This window comes from Mesorhizobium sp. L-8-3, assembly GCF_016756615.1.
GTDB lineage: Bacteria > Pseudomonadota > Alphaproteobacteria > Rhizobiales > Rhizobiaceae.
Genome location: NZ_AP023262.1, coordinates 665307 through 682384, shown reverse-complemented (window position 1 = coordinate 682384; position 17078 = coordinate 665307). Strand labels below are relative to the sequence as shown.

The 17078-nt window shown below is 64.3% G+C and carries 7 protein-coding genes; 2 read left to right on the top strand and 5 right to left on the bottom strand.

Going from position 1 to position 17078, the window contains the following annotated elements; all coding sequences use genetic code 11:
• Positions 1-3: 3 nt before the first annotated feature.
• Positions 4-8883, bottom strand: a complete 8880-nt coding sequence (locus JN302_RS03125; protein WP_202331685.1) for a VCBS domain-containing protein — start codon at positions 8881-8883, stop codon at positions 4-6.
• Between the two features lie 605 nt (positions 8884-9488).
• Between JN302_RS03125 and JN302_RS03120 the strand changes: the two genes are divergently transcribed.
• On the top strand, positions 9489-10187 hold the full coding sequence (locus JN302_RS03120) for a transglutaminase-like cysteine peptidase (RefSeq protein WP_244742853.1): 699 nt from the start codon (positions 9489-9491) through the stop codon (positions 10185-10187).
• Between the two features lie 20 nt (positions 10188-10207).
• Here the strand turns inward: JN302_RS03120 and JN302_RS03115 are convergent, their stop codons facing one another.
• The 4 genes from JN302_RS03115 to JN302_RS03100 all read right to left on the bottom strand — a co-directional run bounded on the left by JN302_RS03115 (position 10208) and on the right by JN302_RS03100 (position 15731).
• Positions 10208-10756 carry a ribbon-helix-helix domain-containing protein gene (locus JN302_RS03115; protein WP_244742850.1) on the bottom strand — a complete coding sequence of 183 codons (549 nt, stop codon included), beginning with the start codon at positions 10754-10756 and terminating at the stop codon, positions 10208-10210.
• A gap of 67 nt (positions 10757-10823) precedes the next feature.
• Positions 10824-12113 carry an HlyD family type I secretion periplasmic adaptor subunit gene (locus tag JN302_RS03110; protein ID WP_202310040.1) on the bottom strand — a complete coding sequence of 430 codons (1290 nt, stop codon included), beginning with the start codon at positions 12111-12113 and terminating at the stop codon, positions 10824-10826.
• 33 nt (positions 12114-12146) lie between these two features.
• Positions 12147-14282 (bottom strand): type I secretion system permease/ATPase, encoded by a 2136-nt coding sequence (locus JN302_RS03105; RefSeq protein ID WP_202310039.1) that lies wholly within the window; start codon positions 14280-14282, stop codon positions 12147-12149.
• Between the two features lie 39 nt (positions 14283-14321).
• Positions 14322-15731, bottom strand: a complete 1410-nt coding sequence (locus JN302_RS03100; RefSeq protein WP_244743456.1) for a TolC family outer membrane protein — start codon at positions 15729-15731, stop codon at positions 14322-14324.
• A 488-nt stretch (positions 15732-16219) separates the two neighbouring features.
• Between JN302_RS03100 and JN302_RS03095 the strand changes: the two genes are divergently transcribed.
• Positions 16220-17005, top strand: a complete 786-nt coding sequence (locus tag JN302_RS03095) for a GGDEF domain-containing protein (protein WP_202331683.1) — start codon at positions 16220-16222, stop codon at positions 17003-17005.
• Positions 17006-17078: the final 73 nt, after the last annotated feature.

The following is a 17078-nucleotide window of genomic DNA, read 5'->3' as shown; positions in this document are numbered from 1 at the left end:
CAATCATACGTTATCCGTTTTCGTCCCGGTACCGTCGTCGAACAGAATTTTGATTGCTTCGTCGACATGCGTGTAGCCTTGGAGGACAGCCACCGTCTGGAAATTGTTCCCGCCGCCATCGACATCGACCTGGACCTGCGTGTCGGCGCCGGAAATGATGTTGACATAGCCGGATGTCTCGAGATTGGTCACGCCCGTCAGATTGTCCAGCAGTTCGCTGAGATCGATCGAATCTCCGGACGCTCCGCTCTCGAAATTGACGATGAGGTCATCGATGGCGCCGATCGCATCCGCGCTGACGACGAAGACATCTGCTCCGGCGCCGCCGGTCATCGTGTCGGCACCCAGGCCGCCGACGAGAAGATCATCGCCATCCCCGCCATTGATAATGTCATTTCCCCCGCGTCCGTAGATCAGATCGTCACCGCCGTTGCCGTTCAAGGTGTCGATACCTGACGTGCCATACATCTGGTCTGGCTGCGTTGAGTTTCCGCTCACGGTGATCCCTGGATCGCCGGGGTCGGAGTAGAAGAATTCGAACTTTGCCAGACGTGCCTGGTAGTTGCCCCCGTCATTGTCGAAATAGGAAAGCGTCCAGGTATCTCCCTCCTGTGCCGGATTGGCAGCGAGATATTGCGCAAGGCTGGTGGAGGTCGCGTTGCCCGATGCGTCGAGCTGGAAGATGTTGCTGTAGCTGACCGTAGCCTTCATCAGGCCGGTCGCACTGTCGTAGAACCAGCTTTGTTCGAAGTCCGCAGCGGTCAGATCGTCCTCGACGACCGCAAAGCGGTCGCCGTTGATGATCAGTTCGACCTGCACCTCGCCTTCGCGCTGACTTCCTGCATTGTCGGCATTGAACACCGTCGGATTTTGCTCTCCCACAGGGATCGGAGCGACAACCGGCGTCCGCTGGAAATCGGTCAGAACCTGAATCGTCGCCGTGCCAAGATTCGACATGATCCCGCTGACGAACGCCTCTGACAGCGTAAGGGTTCCTATTTGAGAGTTGCCGGACGTCAGTGGCGATGCGCCGTCGCCGATCTGACTGGATTCGGCCGGGAGCCGCGTCGGCGGCACCTCGTTGATCGTGACCGTCTGCGTCTGCGTCGGTCCGCTTCCATCGGATACGGCGAATGTCAGCGACGTATTGACCGTGTCACCCGGTGCCGATGTTGGTCGGTACACAAGATCATCAAGCAGATTGATGCCGTTGTCCTTGTCAAAGACGACAGTTCCCGAGGTAAGAGCCACATAGCTTGAGCCGTTGAAGTAGAAGACACCGCCCGGTACGCCATTCGCAGTCATGACGACATTGTCGTTGGCGTCCGCATCGGTCGGCGTAGCGACGAAGATGGGATAGCCATCAGCATAGCTGGGTGAGCCCAAGGTCTGCTGTGCGGGGTCGCTGGGGACCCAGGTTACGGAATTCTGGATGACGGGCTGATCGTCGGCGCCGTTGATGGTGACCGTCACAACCTGGCTGTCGGTGCCGCCATGGCCGTCGTTCACCGTGACGGTGTGGGAGAAGGTGATCGTCTCGCCGGCCCCCAGGAACTGCACCAGATCGTTCGACACGCTGTAGTCCCAGCTGTCGTGATCGGCCGTGAAGCCTGAGGTCAGCGCGGCGATCTGAGCGCCGGTCAGAACGCTGCCCAGCGCGCCGCCCGACCAGGTCGGGCCGCTCAGCAGAGACGACTGGATCGTGTGGCTGTCGGACAGGTCGACGTCGGTGAATGAAAGAACTCCGCTGTCCGTCAGATTTCCGGCAACAACGTTGACGTCCTCCGTGACCGCACCTGCCGTGTCCGCCACCAGGACCGGCGCGTCGTTGGTGCCTGATATGGTGATCGTCACCGTCTGGCTGGCGGTGCCGCCATGGCCGTCGTCGACCGTCACCGTATAGGTCTGGGTGCGGGTCTCGCCCGCCGCCAGGAAGTCGAGATCGGCGTCCGCGACCGAGAAGCTCCAGTCGATCGTCCCGGCATTGTCGCCGGTCGAGGCGTTGCCGATCGCCGGCACGAAGCTGCCGAGATAGCCGGCCGCCGCCGGCGCCGCCGACACCGTGTGGCCGTCGCTGTCGTCGACGTCGCCGAAGTCGAGCGTGCCGCCGACCTGGTGCTGCGTGGCGTTCTCGCCCGCCGCGTTGTCGGCGATCTCGCTCACCGCACCGCTGCCCGGACCCGAGCTGATCACCGGCGCGTCGTTGGTGCCCGTGATGGTGATCGTCACCGTCTGGCTGGCGGTGCCGCCATGGCCGTCGTCGACCGTCACCGTATAGGTCTGGGTGCGGGTCTCGCCCGCCGCCAGGAAGTCGAGATCGGCGTCCGCGACCGAGAAGCTCCAGTCGATCGTCCCGGCATTGTCGCCGGTCGAGGCGTTGCCGATCGCCGGCACGAAGCTGCCGAGATAGCCGGCCGCCGCCGGCGCCGCCGACACCGTGTGGCCGTCGCTGTCGTCGACGTCGCCGAAGTCGAGCGTGCCGCCGACCTGGTGCTGCGTGGCGTTCTCGCCCGCCGCGTTGTCGGCGATCTCGCTCACCGCACCGCTGCCCGGACCCGAGCTGATCACCGGCGCGTCGTTGGTGCCCGTGATGGTGATCGTCACCGTCTGGCTGGCGGTGCCGCCATGGCCGTCGTCGACCGTCACCGTATAGGTCTGGGTGCGGGTCTCGCCCGCCGCCAGGAAGTCGAGATCGGCGTCCGCGACCGAGAAGCTCCAGTCGATCGTCCCGGCATTGTCGCCGGTCGAGGCGTTGCCGATCGCCGGCACGAAGCTGCCGAGATAGCCGGCCGCCGCCGGCGCCGCCGACACCGTGTGGCCGTCGCTGTCGTCGACGTCGCCGAAGTCGAGCGTGCCGCCGACCTGGTGCTGCGTGGCGTTCTCGCCCGCCGCGTTGTCGGCGATCTCGCTCACCGCACCGCTGCCCGGACCCGAGCTGATCACCGGCGCGTCGTTGGTGCCCGTGATGGTGATCGTCACCGTCTGGCTGGCGGTGCCGCCATGGCCGTCGTCGACCGTCACCGTATAGGTCTGGGTGCGGGTCTCGCCCGCCGCCAGGAAGTCGAGATCGGCGTCCGCGACCGAGAAGCTCCAGTCGATCGTCCCGGCATTGTCGCCGGTCGAGGCGTTGCCGATCGCCGGCACGAAGCTGCCGAGATAGCCGGCCGCCGCCGGCGCCGCCGACACCGTGTGGCCGTCGCTGTCGTCGACGTCGCCGAAGTCGAGCGTGCCGCCGACCTGGTGCTGCGTGGCGTTCTCGCCCGCCGCGTTGTCGGCGATCTCGCTCACCGCACCGCTGCCCGGACCCGAGCTGATCACCGGCGCGTCGTTGGTGCCCGTGATGGTGATCGTCACCGTCTGGCTGGCGGTGCCGCCATGGCCGTCGTCGACCGTCACCGTATAGGTCTGGGTGCGGGTCTCGCCCGCCGCCAGGAAGTCGAGATCGGCGTCCGCGACCGAGAAGCTCCAGTCGATCGTCCCGGCATTGTCGCCGGTCGAGGCGTTGCCGATCGCCGGCACGAAGCTGCCGAGATAGCCGGCCGCCGCCGGCGCCGCCGACACCGTGTGGCCGTCGCTGTCGTCGACGTCGCCGAAGTCGAGCGTGCCGCCGACCTGGTGCTGCGTGGCGTTCTCGCCCGCCGCGTTGTCGGCGATCTCGCTCACCGCACCGCTGCCCGGACCCGAGCTGATCACCGGCGCGTCGTTGGTGCCCGTGATGGTGATCGTCACCGTCTGGCTGGCGGTGCCGCCATGGCCGTCGTCGACCGTCACCGTATAGGTCTGGGTGCGGGTCTCGCCCGCCGCCAGGAAGTCGAGATCGGCGTCCGCGACCGAGAAGCTCCAGTCGATCGTCCCGGCATTGTCGCCGGTCGAGGCGTTGCCGATCGCCGGCACGAAGCTGCCGAGATAGCCGGCCGCCGCCGGCGCCGCCGACACCGTGTGGCCGTCGCTGTCGTCGACGTCGCCGAAGTCGAGCGTGCCGCCGACCTGGTGCTGCGTGGCGTTCTCGCCCGCCGCGTTGTCGGCGATCTCGCTCACCGCACCGCTGCCCGGACCCGAGCTGATCACCGGCGCGTCGTTGGTGCCCGTGATGGTGATCGTCACCGTCTGGCTGGCGGTGCCGCCATGGCCGTCGTCGACCGTCACCGTATAGGTCTGGGTGCGGGTCTCGCCCGCCGCCAGGAAGTCGAGATCGGCGTCCGCGACCGAGAAGCTCCAGTCGATCGTCCCGGCATTGTCGCCGGTCGAGGCGTTGCCGATCGCCGGCACGAAGCTGCCGAGATAGCCGGCCGCCGCCGGCGCCGCCGACACCGTGTGGCCGTCGCTGTCGTCGACGTCGCCGAAGTCGAGCGTGCCGCCGACCTGGTGCTGCGTGGCGTTCTCGCCCGCCGCGTTGTCGGCGATCTCGCTCACCGAACCGCTGCCCGGACCCGAGCTGATCACCGGCGCGTCGTTGGTGCCCGTGATGGTGATCGTCACCGTCTGGCTGGCGGTGCCGCCATGGCCGTCGTCGACCGTCACCGTATAGGTCTGGGTGCGGGTCTCGCCCGCCGCCAGGAAGTCGAGATCGGCGTCCGCGACCGAGAAGCTCCAGTCGATCGTCCCGGCATTGTCGCCGGTCGAGGCGTTGCCGATCGCCGGCACGAAGCTGCCGAGATAGCCGGCCGCCGCCGGCGCCGCCGACACCGTGTGGCCGTCGCTGTCGTCGACGTCGCCGAAGTCGAGCGTGCCGCCGACCTGGTGCTGCGTGGCGTTCTCGCCCGCCGCGTTGTCGGCGATCTCGCTCACCGAACCGCTGCCCGGACCCGAGCTGATCACCGGCGCGTCGTTGGTGCCCGTGATGGTGATCGTCACCGTCTGGCTGGCGGTGCCGCCATGGCCGTCGTCGACCGTCACCGTATAGGTCTGGGTGCGGGTCTCGCCCGCCGCCAGGAAGTCGAGATCGGCGTCCGCGACCGAGAAGCTCCAGTCGATCGTCCCGGCATTGTCGCCGGTCGAGGCGTTGCCGATCGCCGGCACGAAGCTGCCGAGATAGCCGGCCGCCGCCGGCGCCGCCGACACCGTGTGGCCGTCGCTGTCGTCGACGTCGCCGAAGTCGAGCGTGCCGCCGACCTGGTGCTGCGTGGCGTTCTCGCCCGCCGCGTTGTCGGCGATCTCGCTCACCGCACCGCTGCCCGGACCCGAGCTGATCACCGGCGCGTCGTTGGTGCCCGTGATGGTGATCGTCACCGTCTGGCTGGCGGTGCCGCCATGGCCGTCGTCGACCGTCACCGTATAGGTCTGGGTGCGGGTCTCGCCCGCCGCCAGGAAGTCGAGATCGGCGTCCGCGACCGAGAAGCTCCAGTCGATCGTCCCGGCATTGTCGCCGGTCGAGGCGTTGCCGATCGCCGGCACGAAGCTGCCGAGATAGCCGGCCGCCGCCGGCGCCGCCGACACCGTGTGGCCGTCGCTGTCGTCGACGTCGCCGAAGTCGAGCGTGCCGCCGACCTGGTGCTGCGTGGCGTTCTCGCCCGCCGCGTTGTCGGCGATCTCGCTCACCGCACCGCTGCCCGGACCCGAGCTGATCACCGGCGCGTCGTTGGTGCCCGTGATGGTGATCGTCACCGTCTGGCTGGCGGTGCCGCCATGGCCGTCGTCGACCGTCACCGTATAGGTCTGGGTGCGGGTCTCGCCCGCCGCCAGGAAGTCGAGATCGGCGTCCGCGACCGAGAAGCTCCAGTCGATCGTCCCGGCATTGTCGCCGGTCGAGGCGTTGCCGATCGCCGGCACGAAGCTGCCGAGATAGCCGGCCGCCGCCGGCGCCGCCGACACCGTGTGGCCGTCGCTGTCGTCGACGTCGCCGAAGTCGAGCGTGCCGCCGACCTGGTGCTGCGTGGCGTTCTCGCCCGCCGCGTTGTCGGCGATCTCGCTCACCGCACCGCTGCCCGGACCCGAGCTGATCACCGGCGCGTCGTTGGTGCCCGTGATGGTGATCGTCACCGTCTGGCTGGCGGTGCCGCCATGGCCGTCGTCGACCGTCACCGTATAGGTCTGGGTGCGGGTCTCGCCCGCCGCCAGGAAGTCGAGATCGGCGTCCGCGACCGAGAAGCTCCAGTCGATCGTCCCGGCATTGTCGCCGGTCGAGGCGTTGCCGATCGCCGGCACGAAGCTGCCGAGATAGCCGGCCGCCGCCGGCGCCGCCGACACCGTGTGGCCGTCGCTGTCGTCGACGTCGCCGAAGTCGAGCGTGCCGCCGACCTGGTGCTGCGTGGCGTTCTCGCCCGCCGCGTTGTCGGCGATCTCGCTCACCGCACCGCTGCCCGGACCCGAGCTGATCACCGGCGCGTCGTTGGTGCCCGTGATGGTGATCGTCACCGTCTGGCTGGCGGTGCCGCCATGGCCGTCGTCGACCGTCACCGTATAGGTCTGGGTGCGGGTCTCGCCCGCCGCCAGGAAGTCGAGATCGGCGTCCGCGACCGAGAAGCTCCAGTCGATCGTCCCGGCATTGTCGCCGGTCGAGGCGTTGCCGATCGCCGGCACGAAGCTGCCGAGATAGCCGGCCGCCGCCGGCGCCGCCGACACCGTGTGGCCGTCGCTGTCGTCGACGTCGCCGAAGTCGAGCGTGCCGCCGACCTGGTGCTGCGTGGCGTTCTCGCCCGCCGCGTTGTCGGCGATCTCGCTCACCGCACCGCTGCCCGGACCCGAGCTGATCACCGGCGCGTCGTTGGTGCCCGTGATGGTGATCGTCACCGTCTGGCTGGCGGTGCCGCCATGGCCGTCGTCGACCGTCACCGTATAGGTCTGGGTGCGGGTCTCGCCCGCCGCCAGGAAGTCGAGATCGGCGTCCGCGACCGAGAAGCTCCAGTCGATCGTCCCGGCATTGTCGCCGGTCGAGGCGTTGCCGATCGCCGGCACGAAGCTGCCGAGATAGCCGGCCGCCGCCGGCGCCGCCGACACCGTGTGGCCGTCGCTGTCGTCGACGTCGCCGAAGTCGAGCGTGCCGCCGACCTGGTGCTGCGTGGCGTTCTCGCCCGCCGCGTTGTCGGCGATCTCGCTCACCGCACCGCTGCCCGGACCCGAGCTGATCACCGGCGCGTCGTTGGTGCCCGTGATGGTGATCGTCACCGTCTGGCTGGCGGTGCCGCCATGGCCGTCGTCGACCGTCACCGTATAGGTCTGGGTGCGGGTCTCGCCCGCCGCCAGGAAGTCGAGATCGGCGTCCGCGACCGAGAAGCTCCAGTCGATCGTCCCGGCATTGTCGCCGGTCGAGGCGTTGCCGATCGCCGGCACGAAGCTGCCGAGATAGCCGGCCGCCGCCGGCGCCGCCGACACCGTGTGGCCGTCGCTGTCGTCGACGTCGCCGAAGTCGAGCGTGCCGCCGACCTGGTGCTGCGTGGCGTTCTCGCCCGCCGCGTTGTCGGCGATCTCGCTCACCGAACCGCTGCCCGGACCCGAGCTGATCACCGGCGCGTCGTTGGTGCCCGTGATGGTGATCGTCACCGTCTGGCTGGCGGTGCCGCCATGGCCGTCGTCGACCGTCACCGTATGAGAGAAAGTGATCGTTTCGCCAACCCCGAGGAACTGCACCAGGGCGTTCGGCACGCTATAGTCCCAACCGTCGGCATCGGCTGTGAAGCCGGCGGTCAGCGTCGCAATCTCGGCACCGGTCAGGGCGCTCGTCAGGGCGCCGCCCGACCAAGTCGGGCCGCTCGTCAGCACGGCGCTGATTGTATGGCTGTCATTGACGTCGACATCGGTGAAGGACAGCGTGCCGCTGTCGCTCAGATTGCCGCCGGCCACGGTGACATCCTCGGCCACCGCACCCGACGTGTCCGCCGTCAGCACCGGCACGTCGTTGGTGCCTGATATGGTGATCGTCACCGTCTGGCTGGCGGTGCCGCCATGGCCGTCGTCGACTGTCACCGTATAGGAAAAGGTGATCGTCTCCCCAACTCCGAGGAACTGTACCAGCGCATTCGGCACGCTATAGTCCCAGCCGTTGGTATCGACGGCAAACCCCGAAGTCAGCGCCGCGATCTCGGCGCCGCTCAGAACGCTTGACAGTACGCCGCCCGACCAGGTCGGGGCGCTCGCCAGCGCGGCGCCGATCGTATGGCTGTCATCGGCGTCGAGATCCGCGAAAGACAGCGACCCGTTTTCCCGGAGGTTGCCGGCGGCGACATCGAAATCCTCCTGCACCCCTCCGAGCGCGTCGATCGTCAGCGTCGGCGGATTGTTCCCGTCGACCTCGCGAACTGGCTCGAGAATCTCGCGCTCCTCAAAAACCGGGAAACTCAGGGCCGTTGGAGGAAGCAGATCCGTCAGGTCGAATGGATTGCCGATCGAGCCGGCCGCCACGTCGAAATTTCCACCGGAGCTTTGGGCTGAGTTCGGTCCGGAGCCAGCCGAGATCGACCCGTCCGCGCCAAAGGCGACGTCGATGCCGCTTGCCTCCAGGGCTGCGAGCAAGGCAATGCGGGGGATCTCAACGTCTCCCAGCATGAAAGTCGGAATGTCGGCGGCCGCATTCTTGATGGTGATGAGCGTCCCGTCGGCCTGCTCGAGAACGAGATCGGCTCCGTTGACCTTGATGTTGTCGATTGAAACGCCGACCGGCAGATGAACGATGTTGTTCGCGTCGGCGACATATTCGCCTGCCGCGGCGGATGCCTGACCATCTGCAGCGGAAGGCGACTGCCCTGCCGGGACCGGCTTGGGCTCAACTGGCGCACCTGTCCCGACATCGACCGGGACCGGATCGGACTGCGTCCCCGGCTGCGCGCCGGTGCCTTCCGCCTGCGCCAGGATCACCTCCCGGGCAGATCCGCGGGTTTCCGCTTCGGCAGCAGCCGGCACCTCACCGTGCGTGACACCGCTGGCGTTCGGCTCGATCGCATTTTCCATGACAGCCCACCCCACAAACAACAATTTTGGCCGACGAAACAGGTTTATTGGATGAATTGCAACCGCAGGCTGACGGACAACATATAATGGGATATGCATTCAATGGAAAATTTCGATATCGTAAATTCATCCTATATACCATAGTATGCAATGCCGTCTTCAGGCCGATCCCAACCTGCCGTTACGGTAAATGAAGACAAAAATCTGGAGTCAATTTTAAGCAAAATAGATCGAAAGCTTTCTATATCCGTTTTCCAGATTCCTTTCCGATAAGTTTGGAGAACATCGGTACCGTTCACCAAAACAGGGTGAGCGCGATGTCAATAAAATGTTCGAGCGTCGGGAAAGTCTTTCGCATCTGCCTGTCCGCGCTTGGGGTCGTGATGGCGGTGGGGGTGACTTCGGAGCGCGTGGCCGCTGGCGACGGCCCGGCGGCGACCCCTGCGGGAGCGGCACTCCGGCTTGGCTATGCGGAGATTCTCGGGGGCGTTCCGCTCGCCCGACCAGGCGTTGATGAGGCAAGCGTCCCTGCCATTCGCATTGGAACAGCAGTTCCGTATTCGGTCGAGGCGCCGCTTTCCCGGAAGGGGCACGAGGAGGTCGACATGATGACGACTTCGGCGGTTGTCGGGGGTGTCTTCGGTTCGGTCGCCATCCCCATGAAGAATTTCCCGATCTCCTCCCGCTGGCGACCAATCTATCAGCGGATCAATGCGTGCATGGCGCGCGGTTCGTGCGTCGATCCGAAGATGGATGCAATACTTCGCGACGCTGACACCAAAGGCTTCTTTCAGAAGCTCGCGCTCGTCAATGTCAGGGTGAACGCACTCGTCAAATACAGCAGGGACAGGGCCAATTACGGCGCACTGGATCATTGGGCCACACCCGACGAGACCCTTTCGCTGAGGTCAGGAGACTGCGAGGACTATGCGATCCTGAAAATGGCAGGGCTGGCTCGCATCGGCGTTCCTCTTCAAAGCATGTCCCTTGTCATCCTGCACGACAGTCATCGGCAGGTCTTCCACGCCGTGCTGTCCGTATCGACGAGCAATGGGAATTACGTACTCGACAATCTCAGCAACGAAGTCCGCAAAGACACCGCCCTGACGAGCTATGTTCCACTTTATTCATTGAGCACCGAAAGAGCCTGGATCCACGGCTCCCGATCGGTAAGCGGTCAGCTTGCACGAATAGATGGAGGGTTCGGGAGTGTCGCGCCAGGCGAAGGCCCGGAGACCGCGGACAGGCCATCGACCAGTGGCAGCGCCGACTTCAAGCTCAGGGCGGCGATCAATTCGCTGTAGTGAATCGGTCGCCGGTCCGGTCAACCGATAATATAGGCGATCAGAAGTTCGTTGTCCTTCACTGGTGCCCTGACCGCGTTCAGCTGGCCCCGGTATCTCCTTTCGCCCAGACCCAGGACGAAACCCGTGACCACCGGAGCGTCCGGATTGTGCGCGAGCCTTTGAAAGATATCGACGACGTTGAGGTCGAGCGCGAGTTTGAGCTCCTGGCGCGTCTCGTCGCCGAAAACCGTTGGCAACTGGCGCCGGATCAGCAGCTGAAACGGCTGGTTGAAGGTGACGATCCTCTTGGCGGACGATAGCGCGAATGCGGGGGACGGGCACGCCATGATCAGGGCGTTTGTCACCTTCTGCGACGCCAGTTGCGCCAGTTCCGCATTCTGTTCGGCGAGCCAGCTGAGACAGACCACACGAATGGCCGAGGTCAGATTGCCGCCATTGCCGCGATGGCGCGCCAGTTCGTCGACGAGCATGCCGATGGTGGCATTTCGGCTCTGCGCCAGCCGCTTGAGGCAGCTCCAGAAGGGTCGTTCCAGCTTGATCCCGTAGCGGACGTTCCCTCGCGCCACGGCACGAAATTCCGGTCGCAGGTCCTCGTCCGGAGGCGGAGGAAGCAACCGTTCCGGCAAAGGGCTCTCACCGCTCACGCAACGCCTCGTCACGCGCCTTGTTGATCGGCTTCAACAGGTAGCTCAAAATGGTCTTGCGACCTGTCATGATTTCCACCGTACTGATCATTCCGGGAATGATGGAGTAGGACTTGTCGCCCTTCTTGAGCGACGAACTGTCGGTCGCGACCCTCACCTCATAATAGGGTTCTCCCGTCTCGGTATTGACGAGACTGTCGGCGCTCACGGTGGAGACCTTGCCGTCCAGGCCGCCGAAAATCGAAAAGTCGTAAGCCGTGATCTTGATGAGCGCGTGCTGGCCGGGCTGGACGAAGGCGACGTCGCGCGGCGAAATGCGCGCCTCGACCAGCAGCGTCTCCGATGTCGGGACGATACCCGCGACGACCGCACCCGGTTGAACGAATGCACCGAGCGTATTGAGATCAAGCGTATTGACGATGCCGTCGACCGGAGAGCGGATATCGGTGCGCGCGACACGGTCGGTGGCGCCCCTGATCGTCTCTTCGACCACCGACAGTTCGGCGATCGCCTGGGTAAGTTCATCCAGCGCCTGCTGCTGCAGGTCCAGCGACAGTTCGTTGACCTGCAGTTCGGCCTCGGTGATGGCAGCTTGCGAGCGCTTCATGGTTTCGCCTGCGAGCTTGAGCTGCCCACGCATTTCCGTCTGTTCGCGATCGACCCGGATCTGCTCGGTCCTTGCCATCAGGCCGCGCTTGACCATGGATGCGACCAGCTTGGCCTCCTCGTCGCTGGCAGCAAGGTTCTGGGCCAAACGTTCATTGTTCGCCTCGGCCTCGTCGAGCTCCTTCCTCCTCTGGTCGAGACGCGACCGGAGGACCGAAAGCTTGGTTTCGAAATTGTCGCGGCGAGCAACCAGGAGCCTCTGCTCGTTGGCGCAGATTTCCGGGACTGCCGAAACGATCTCGTCGGGGCACTGGAACGGATCGCCGATGTTGCCGCCTTCCTCGTGCTTCAGCCGGGCGATCTTGGCTTTCAGGCTGCGGGCCTTCGCCTGCTGCTCGCCGAGGGAGGACGTCGAAAGCGTGTTGTCCAGCCTGATCAGCAGGTCCCCTTTCTTCACCACCTGGCCGGGCTTGACGGCGATCTCCTCGACGACTCCGGGTTCGCTGGCCTGGATGATCTGGGTCTTCGAAGCCGGAATGACCCGGCCGTCGCCGCGCGCGATCTCGTCCACCTCGGCAAAAGATGCCCAAAGCGCAAACGCCACGAACAACGCCCCGATGATGAATATTGGCGCACTCGCAAGAAGCGGCGGCCGATCATCGTTGACTATCATACCCTCACCTTCGCAAGCCCCGGAACCGAAGGTCTATCTTCCGGCTTTTTGCATGGACTGGATAACCTGATCCTTGGGTCCATCCGCTACGATCTTGCCCTGATCGATGACGATAAGCCGATCCACCAGTTCGAGCATGCTGTAGCGGTGTGTCGAGATAATGATCGTCGTGCCGCTGTCGAACGCGCTCCTCAGTTGACGAATAAGCAGCCGTTCCGACGCCAGGTCCATCGAGCCGGACGGCTCGTCGAGGAAGACGATCCTGGGTTTGGTGAGCAGCAGCCTGGCAATCGCCACCGCTTGCTTCTGGCCTCCCGAAAGATTATTGCCTCGCTCCCCGACATTCATGTCATAGCCGCGTGGATGGCGGGAAACGAATTCGTCGACACCGCTCGCGCGTGCCGCTTCAATTATCTCTTCGTCCGTAGCGTCCGGCTTGGCCATCAGGAGGTTATCCTTGACCGTGCCGGAGAACAGGTCTCCGGCCTGAGCCACCACGCCGACGGCGGCGCGCACCTCGGCGGGGTGATACTGACGAATGTCGATCCCGTCGATCAGAACTTCTCCGGCGGCCGGAAGGAACAGCCTGGCGATCAGCCGGCCGAGCGTCGTCTTGCCCGACCCTATGCGGCCGATGATGCCGACGCGCTCGCCGGGCCGCACGGAAAGATTGATCCCGTTGAGAACGGGCACGTCCGAGCCGGGATAGGCAAAAGTCACGTTTCGAAGGGTCAGGGCGCCCGCACTGATCTTCCGATTGACGAAACCGATCGTGTCCGGAACATCCTCGGGCTGCGCCATGATCGCGTTCAGCACGCGAAGCGACATCATCGCCTGACGGAGGCGGGCGAGCGTCATCGCGATCTGGCCAAGCGGCGCCACGGCGCGGCCAGACAGCATCACGCTTGCGATGATGGCGCCGGTGGTGATGTCTCCGGCCTCGAATGCGTATGCACCTGCCACCACGATGGCAACAGTCACCAGTTGCTGGATGAACTGCGCGATATTGGCCGCGCTTGCGGAAAGCTGCTTGATCTTTTCGGAGGTGTTGGCGGCGTTCTTGGAATGCTCGCGCCATTTCCGCAGAAGATATGCTTCCGCCTGAAGCGACTTTATGGTCTCCACCGTCGAGATGGATTCGACCAGCAGCGCCTGCCGCTGCGCCGCCTCATTCATCGAGGCGGCCACTCTCTTGCCGATGCGTTGCTGCACGACGAGACCCACCGCAACGCTCGCCGCCAATGCGAGGGCCGGAATGATCACCAGCCAGCCGGCGATGGCGTAGATCACGGCAAGAAAAATGAAGATGAAAACAGTGTCGATGAGCACGCTGATCGTGTTCGACGTGAAGAACTCGCGGACGAACTCATATTGACTTACCCGATTGGCATACTCGCCGGTCGACATCGGCCGCGCGGAGAGCGAGGTGTTCAGCACCTTCTCGAACAGAAGGTAGGATATCTTCAGGTCGGCCTTTCGCCCGGCATAATCGATCAGGGCGGCGCGGGCCGTCTTCAGCAGCAGGTCGAAAACGATCGCGGTCGCGACCCCGAGCGCCAGAACCCAAAGCGTGGCGACCGCCTTGTTGGGGAGGATCCGGTCGTAGACGTTCATCGTGAAGATCGGCGAGGCGATGGCGAGAAGATTGATGAAGATCGCGGCAAGCGCCACCTTCGCATAGGATCGCCAGAAGGCGCCGACGGTTCCCGCGAGCCAATGTCGCTTCTCGATCTTCTCTGCCGTGCCGACACGCATCTCTTCCGAAGCGTTGCCGTAGTTCAGTGAGAAGCCGATGCCCACCGCGATCGGCTCGCGCTGGAGTTCCGACCTGCCGATCTCGGTGCGCCCATCGGTCTGAACCCCGGTCAGAAAGGAGGCGCCGTCGCCTTGCTCGGCCAGCAAGGCCAGGGGCGGCTGGCCCGATCTGAAGACGATGGCAGGCAGTTCGAAGCGGTTGCGCTGAAAATCGCGATGCGAAAAGGTCTGGGTCTGGAGGCCGATGCGTTCGGCCATGTGGCGCACTTCATCGATCTCGATCGTGTTGCCGGCGAGCGGGATTCCCGAAAACAGGACAGACTCCGCACCGGGCCGCCCCAGAAAGGAGGCGACCGAGGCGAAGCACGACCGAAAAATGTCGGTCTGTGCACCTATGTGTGGCGACTCGTTCACGGTCGACCCGTGCTCCTTTCGGGAGACCCGAGGCGGAGATTACTTCTTTCTGATCGGCGCCAGGATATCGAACGGAAGATCGTTCTTCTGTTCGGAAGGCACGCGCGCATATGTTTCGGTATCCGGCGTTTCCGGCACGTTGAATTCGTCGCGGGCGTAGGCTTTGGACTGTTTCGCCGCCGAGAGATTAAGCGTCGAAAGCAGCTGTCCCGTGGCGGCAAGGAGACGATACTCGGCGAACAACGACGCAAAGGCCGCCGTATCGGCGAGCGTAGCCGTATTGAACCGTGTGTTCTGTGCGTCGAGCACGTCCAGCAGCGATCGCTGTCCGACGTCGAATTGTTCCCTGTAGGAGCGGACGAGCTTGTCGTTGGTTGCAGCCTGCAGGCGGAGCGTCCCCGCCAGTTCGGACTGGCGGATGCGCCTCTCCCAGGATACCCTGACGGCTTCCTCGATCTCGCGGTGCACCTGGTGAAGGACCAAGCGCTGTTCGCTCGCCCGGCGAATCTGCTCCTGCTCATTCGCCTTGTCTATGCCGCCCCGGTAAAGATTCCACCGCAGGACGATACGGCCCTCGACAGTCGACGTCCGCCCATCGATGCCGTCGATGTCGTTTCCGGCGCGCGCGGACCCTTCCGCGACGATCTCGGGTCCATATTTCGCCCGTGCGGAATTGACCATGGCGGTGGCGGCATCGATGTCGCTGCTCGCTATGTGGACGCGCGGGTTGTTCCTGCGCGCGATCCCGATCGCCGTATCCAGCGATCCAGGCAACGCCTTTGCAACCGAGCCGGGCTGTTTGGCGTTGGTCAGCGGCTTGCCGACCAGCTTGTAGAAGCTGATCCTAGCCGTCTCCAGCGCCTCGGTCGCCTCTATCAGCCTTGCCTCGGCGGCATATAGGCGCTCTTCCGCCTGCTGCCGGTCGGCGTCCGTCAGGGCGCCGCCCTCGATGCCCTCGCGGATATCGCCAAGGATCGACTGATGGAAGGCCAGGTTCTTGCGCGCTTCCTCAACGATCGACCCTTGCAGGATATACTCGAAATATTCGCGCGTGATGTTCAGTGCGACGAATTCCGATCGTTCCAAAACCCTGAAGGATGCGCCGTCGACGCGCGAAGCCTGCCTGTTCACTTCGGCCCGCCTCGCGCCGTTGTCGAACAGCTTCTGAGAGACGACGACTCCAGCTTCCGTAGGATAGAGCGGGTCATCCTCGATCGAAAGGGCCCGGCGCCCGGGACCGTCCAGGAGACGTGCGCCGGCAGCCGCCTGGAGATCGATACTCGGCAGGTAAAGGCCTTTGGCCTGACGCAGTTCAAACTCGATTGCCTCGCGGTTCTCGATGGCCTGCCCAATCTCCGGATTGGACTCCAGGGCCACGGCGATCGCTTCCTTAAGCGTCAGGGCCGAGGCAGACCCGGTCGACAGGAAAGTCGTTGCCGTCAGCACCATAGCGGCGCGACCAAGAATTTTAGCGATCCTAGACGGCATTCTATCCCACCCCATATACTTCGGCTGCGCCTTGCGTCTGGGCAGCCCTTCGAATTCAGCCCCAACCATCCACTACGACGGGAACGCCGGATTGCAACATGAAATTACAAAACAATGATCTAACGTCCCCGGAAAAAAATCCGTTTGAAAGAGAAATGTGGCCCAAAGGCAACATTCATTGACCTCCGTCCTCTACATTTTGAAGAAACCGCCGGCGGCAGTATCTTCGACATGGCCCTCGGACAGGGGTGACAACATTTGTCAGCTGCGCTTCCCGGCTTTATACAAATCGTACACATAGCCGCACGTCCCGAACGATCATCTGTCACGGGCGCCCGGCCGAGTGCGGCGCCGACGCCGAGTTCAGATCATTCAAATTTGTCGGCCAAAGGAAACGAAGACTACATACGGACGTGCAAGACAGGGGAGGCAAACGGAGGAACACAGAGTTGGCAAAGCGAGAATCGGCATTCCTCGGTGTGGACTGGTGGGGAGTTGCCCGGTTGGTCGTGCCGGGAACACTCGGCTGTCTCGCCCTTTCCCTGCTGCTCAACTATGCGCTGCTCTTCGGCGACGATATCCATCCGTTCAATCGCAGCCTGATAACAGCTGTTGTCATTCCCCTGGTCGTCGCGGTTCCGCTGTTTTCCCTCCTGGCATTGATGCAGGGCAAGATCCGGCGTCTGGTGCATGAGGTCAATCATCTGTCGGCATTCGATCGCGTAACTCAATGCGTCACCGGCAGCGCATTCTCCTCGCTCGTCGACAGTTCGGTCGCCGTGGAGCGCAGGAGGCCGGCCCAGCACAATCAAGGTGCCCTGCTTGTCATCGACGTGGAGCATCTGACTTCCCTGAATGTCCGCTTTGGCCATAACTGGGGCGACGAAGCCCTGCGTTGCGTCGCCTCGGTGATCCGCTCCTCGGTCCGCAGCAGCGATGTGGTGGGACGTGTCGGCGTCAGCGAATTCGGAGTTTTCCTGCCGGGCGCCAGCGAGGAAAATGCAGTGGAAGTGGGCGAGCGCATCCGTGCGGCCGTTGCAAATGCCTACTTTGCGCCGCAGGGGGTCGAGCAGGTGCTGAGCGTCAGCATCGGTGGCGTCATCTATCGCGACGAGGTGTATTTCGCCGAAATGTTCCGCGCTGCCGAGCAACAGATGTTTCAGTCAAAGACCATTGCGCCAGGCCGGCTCGAGCTCTCGCATCTTTCTTCGAAGGGTACCGGAAACCTGAACTGACGGCACCTGAGCACGACGCCGGGATCGTCGTCCTGGTGTCCCGCACCCGAACGGCCGTTGCGCCAATCGAAAC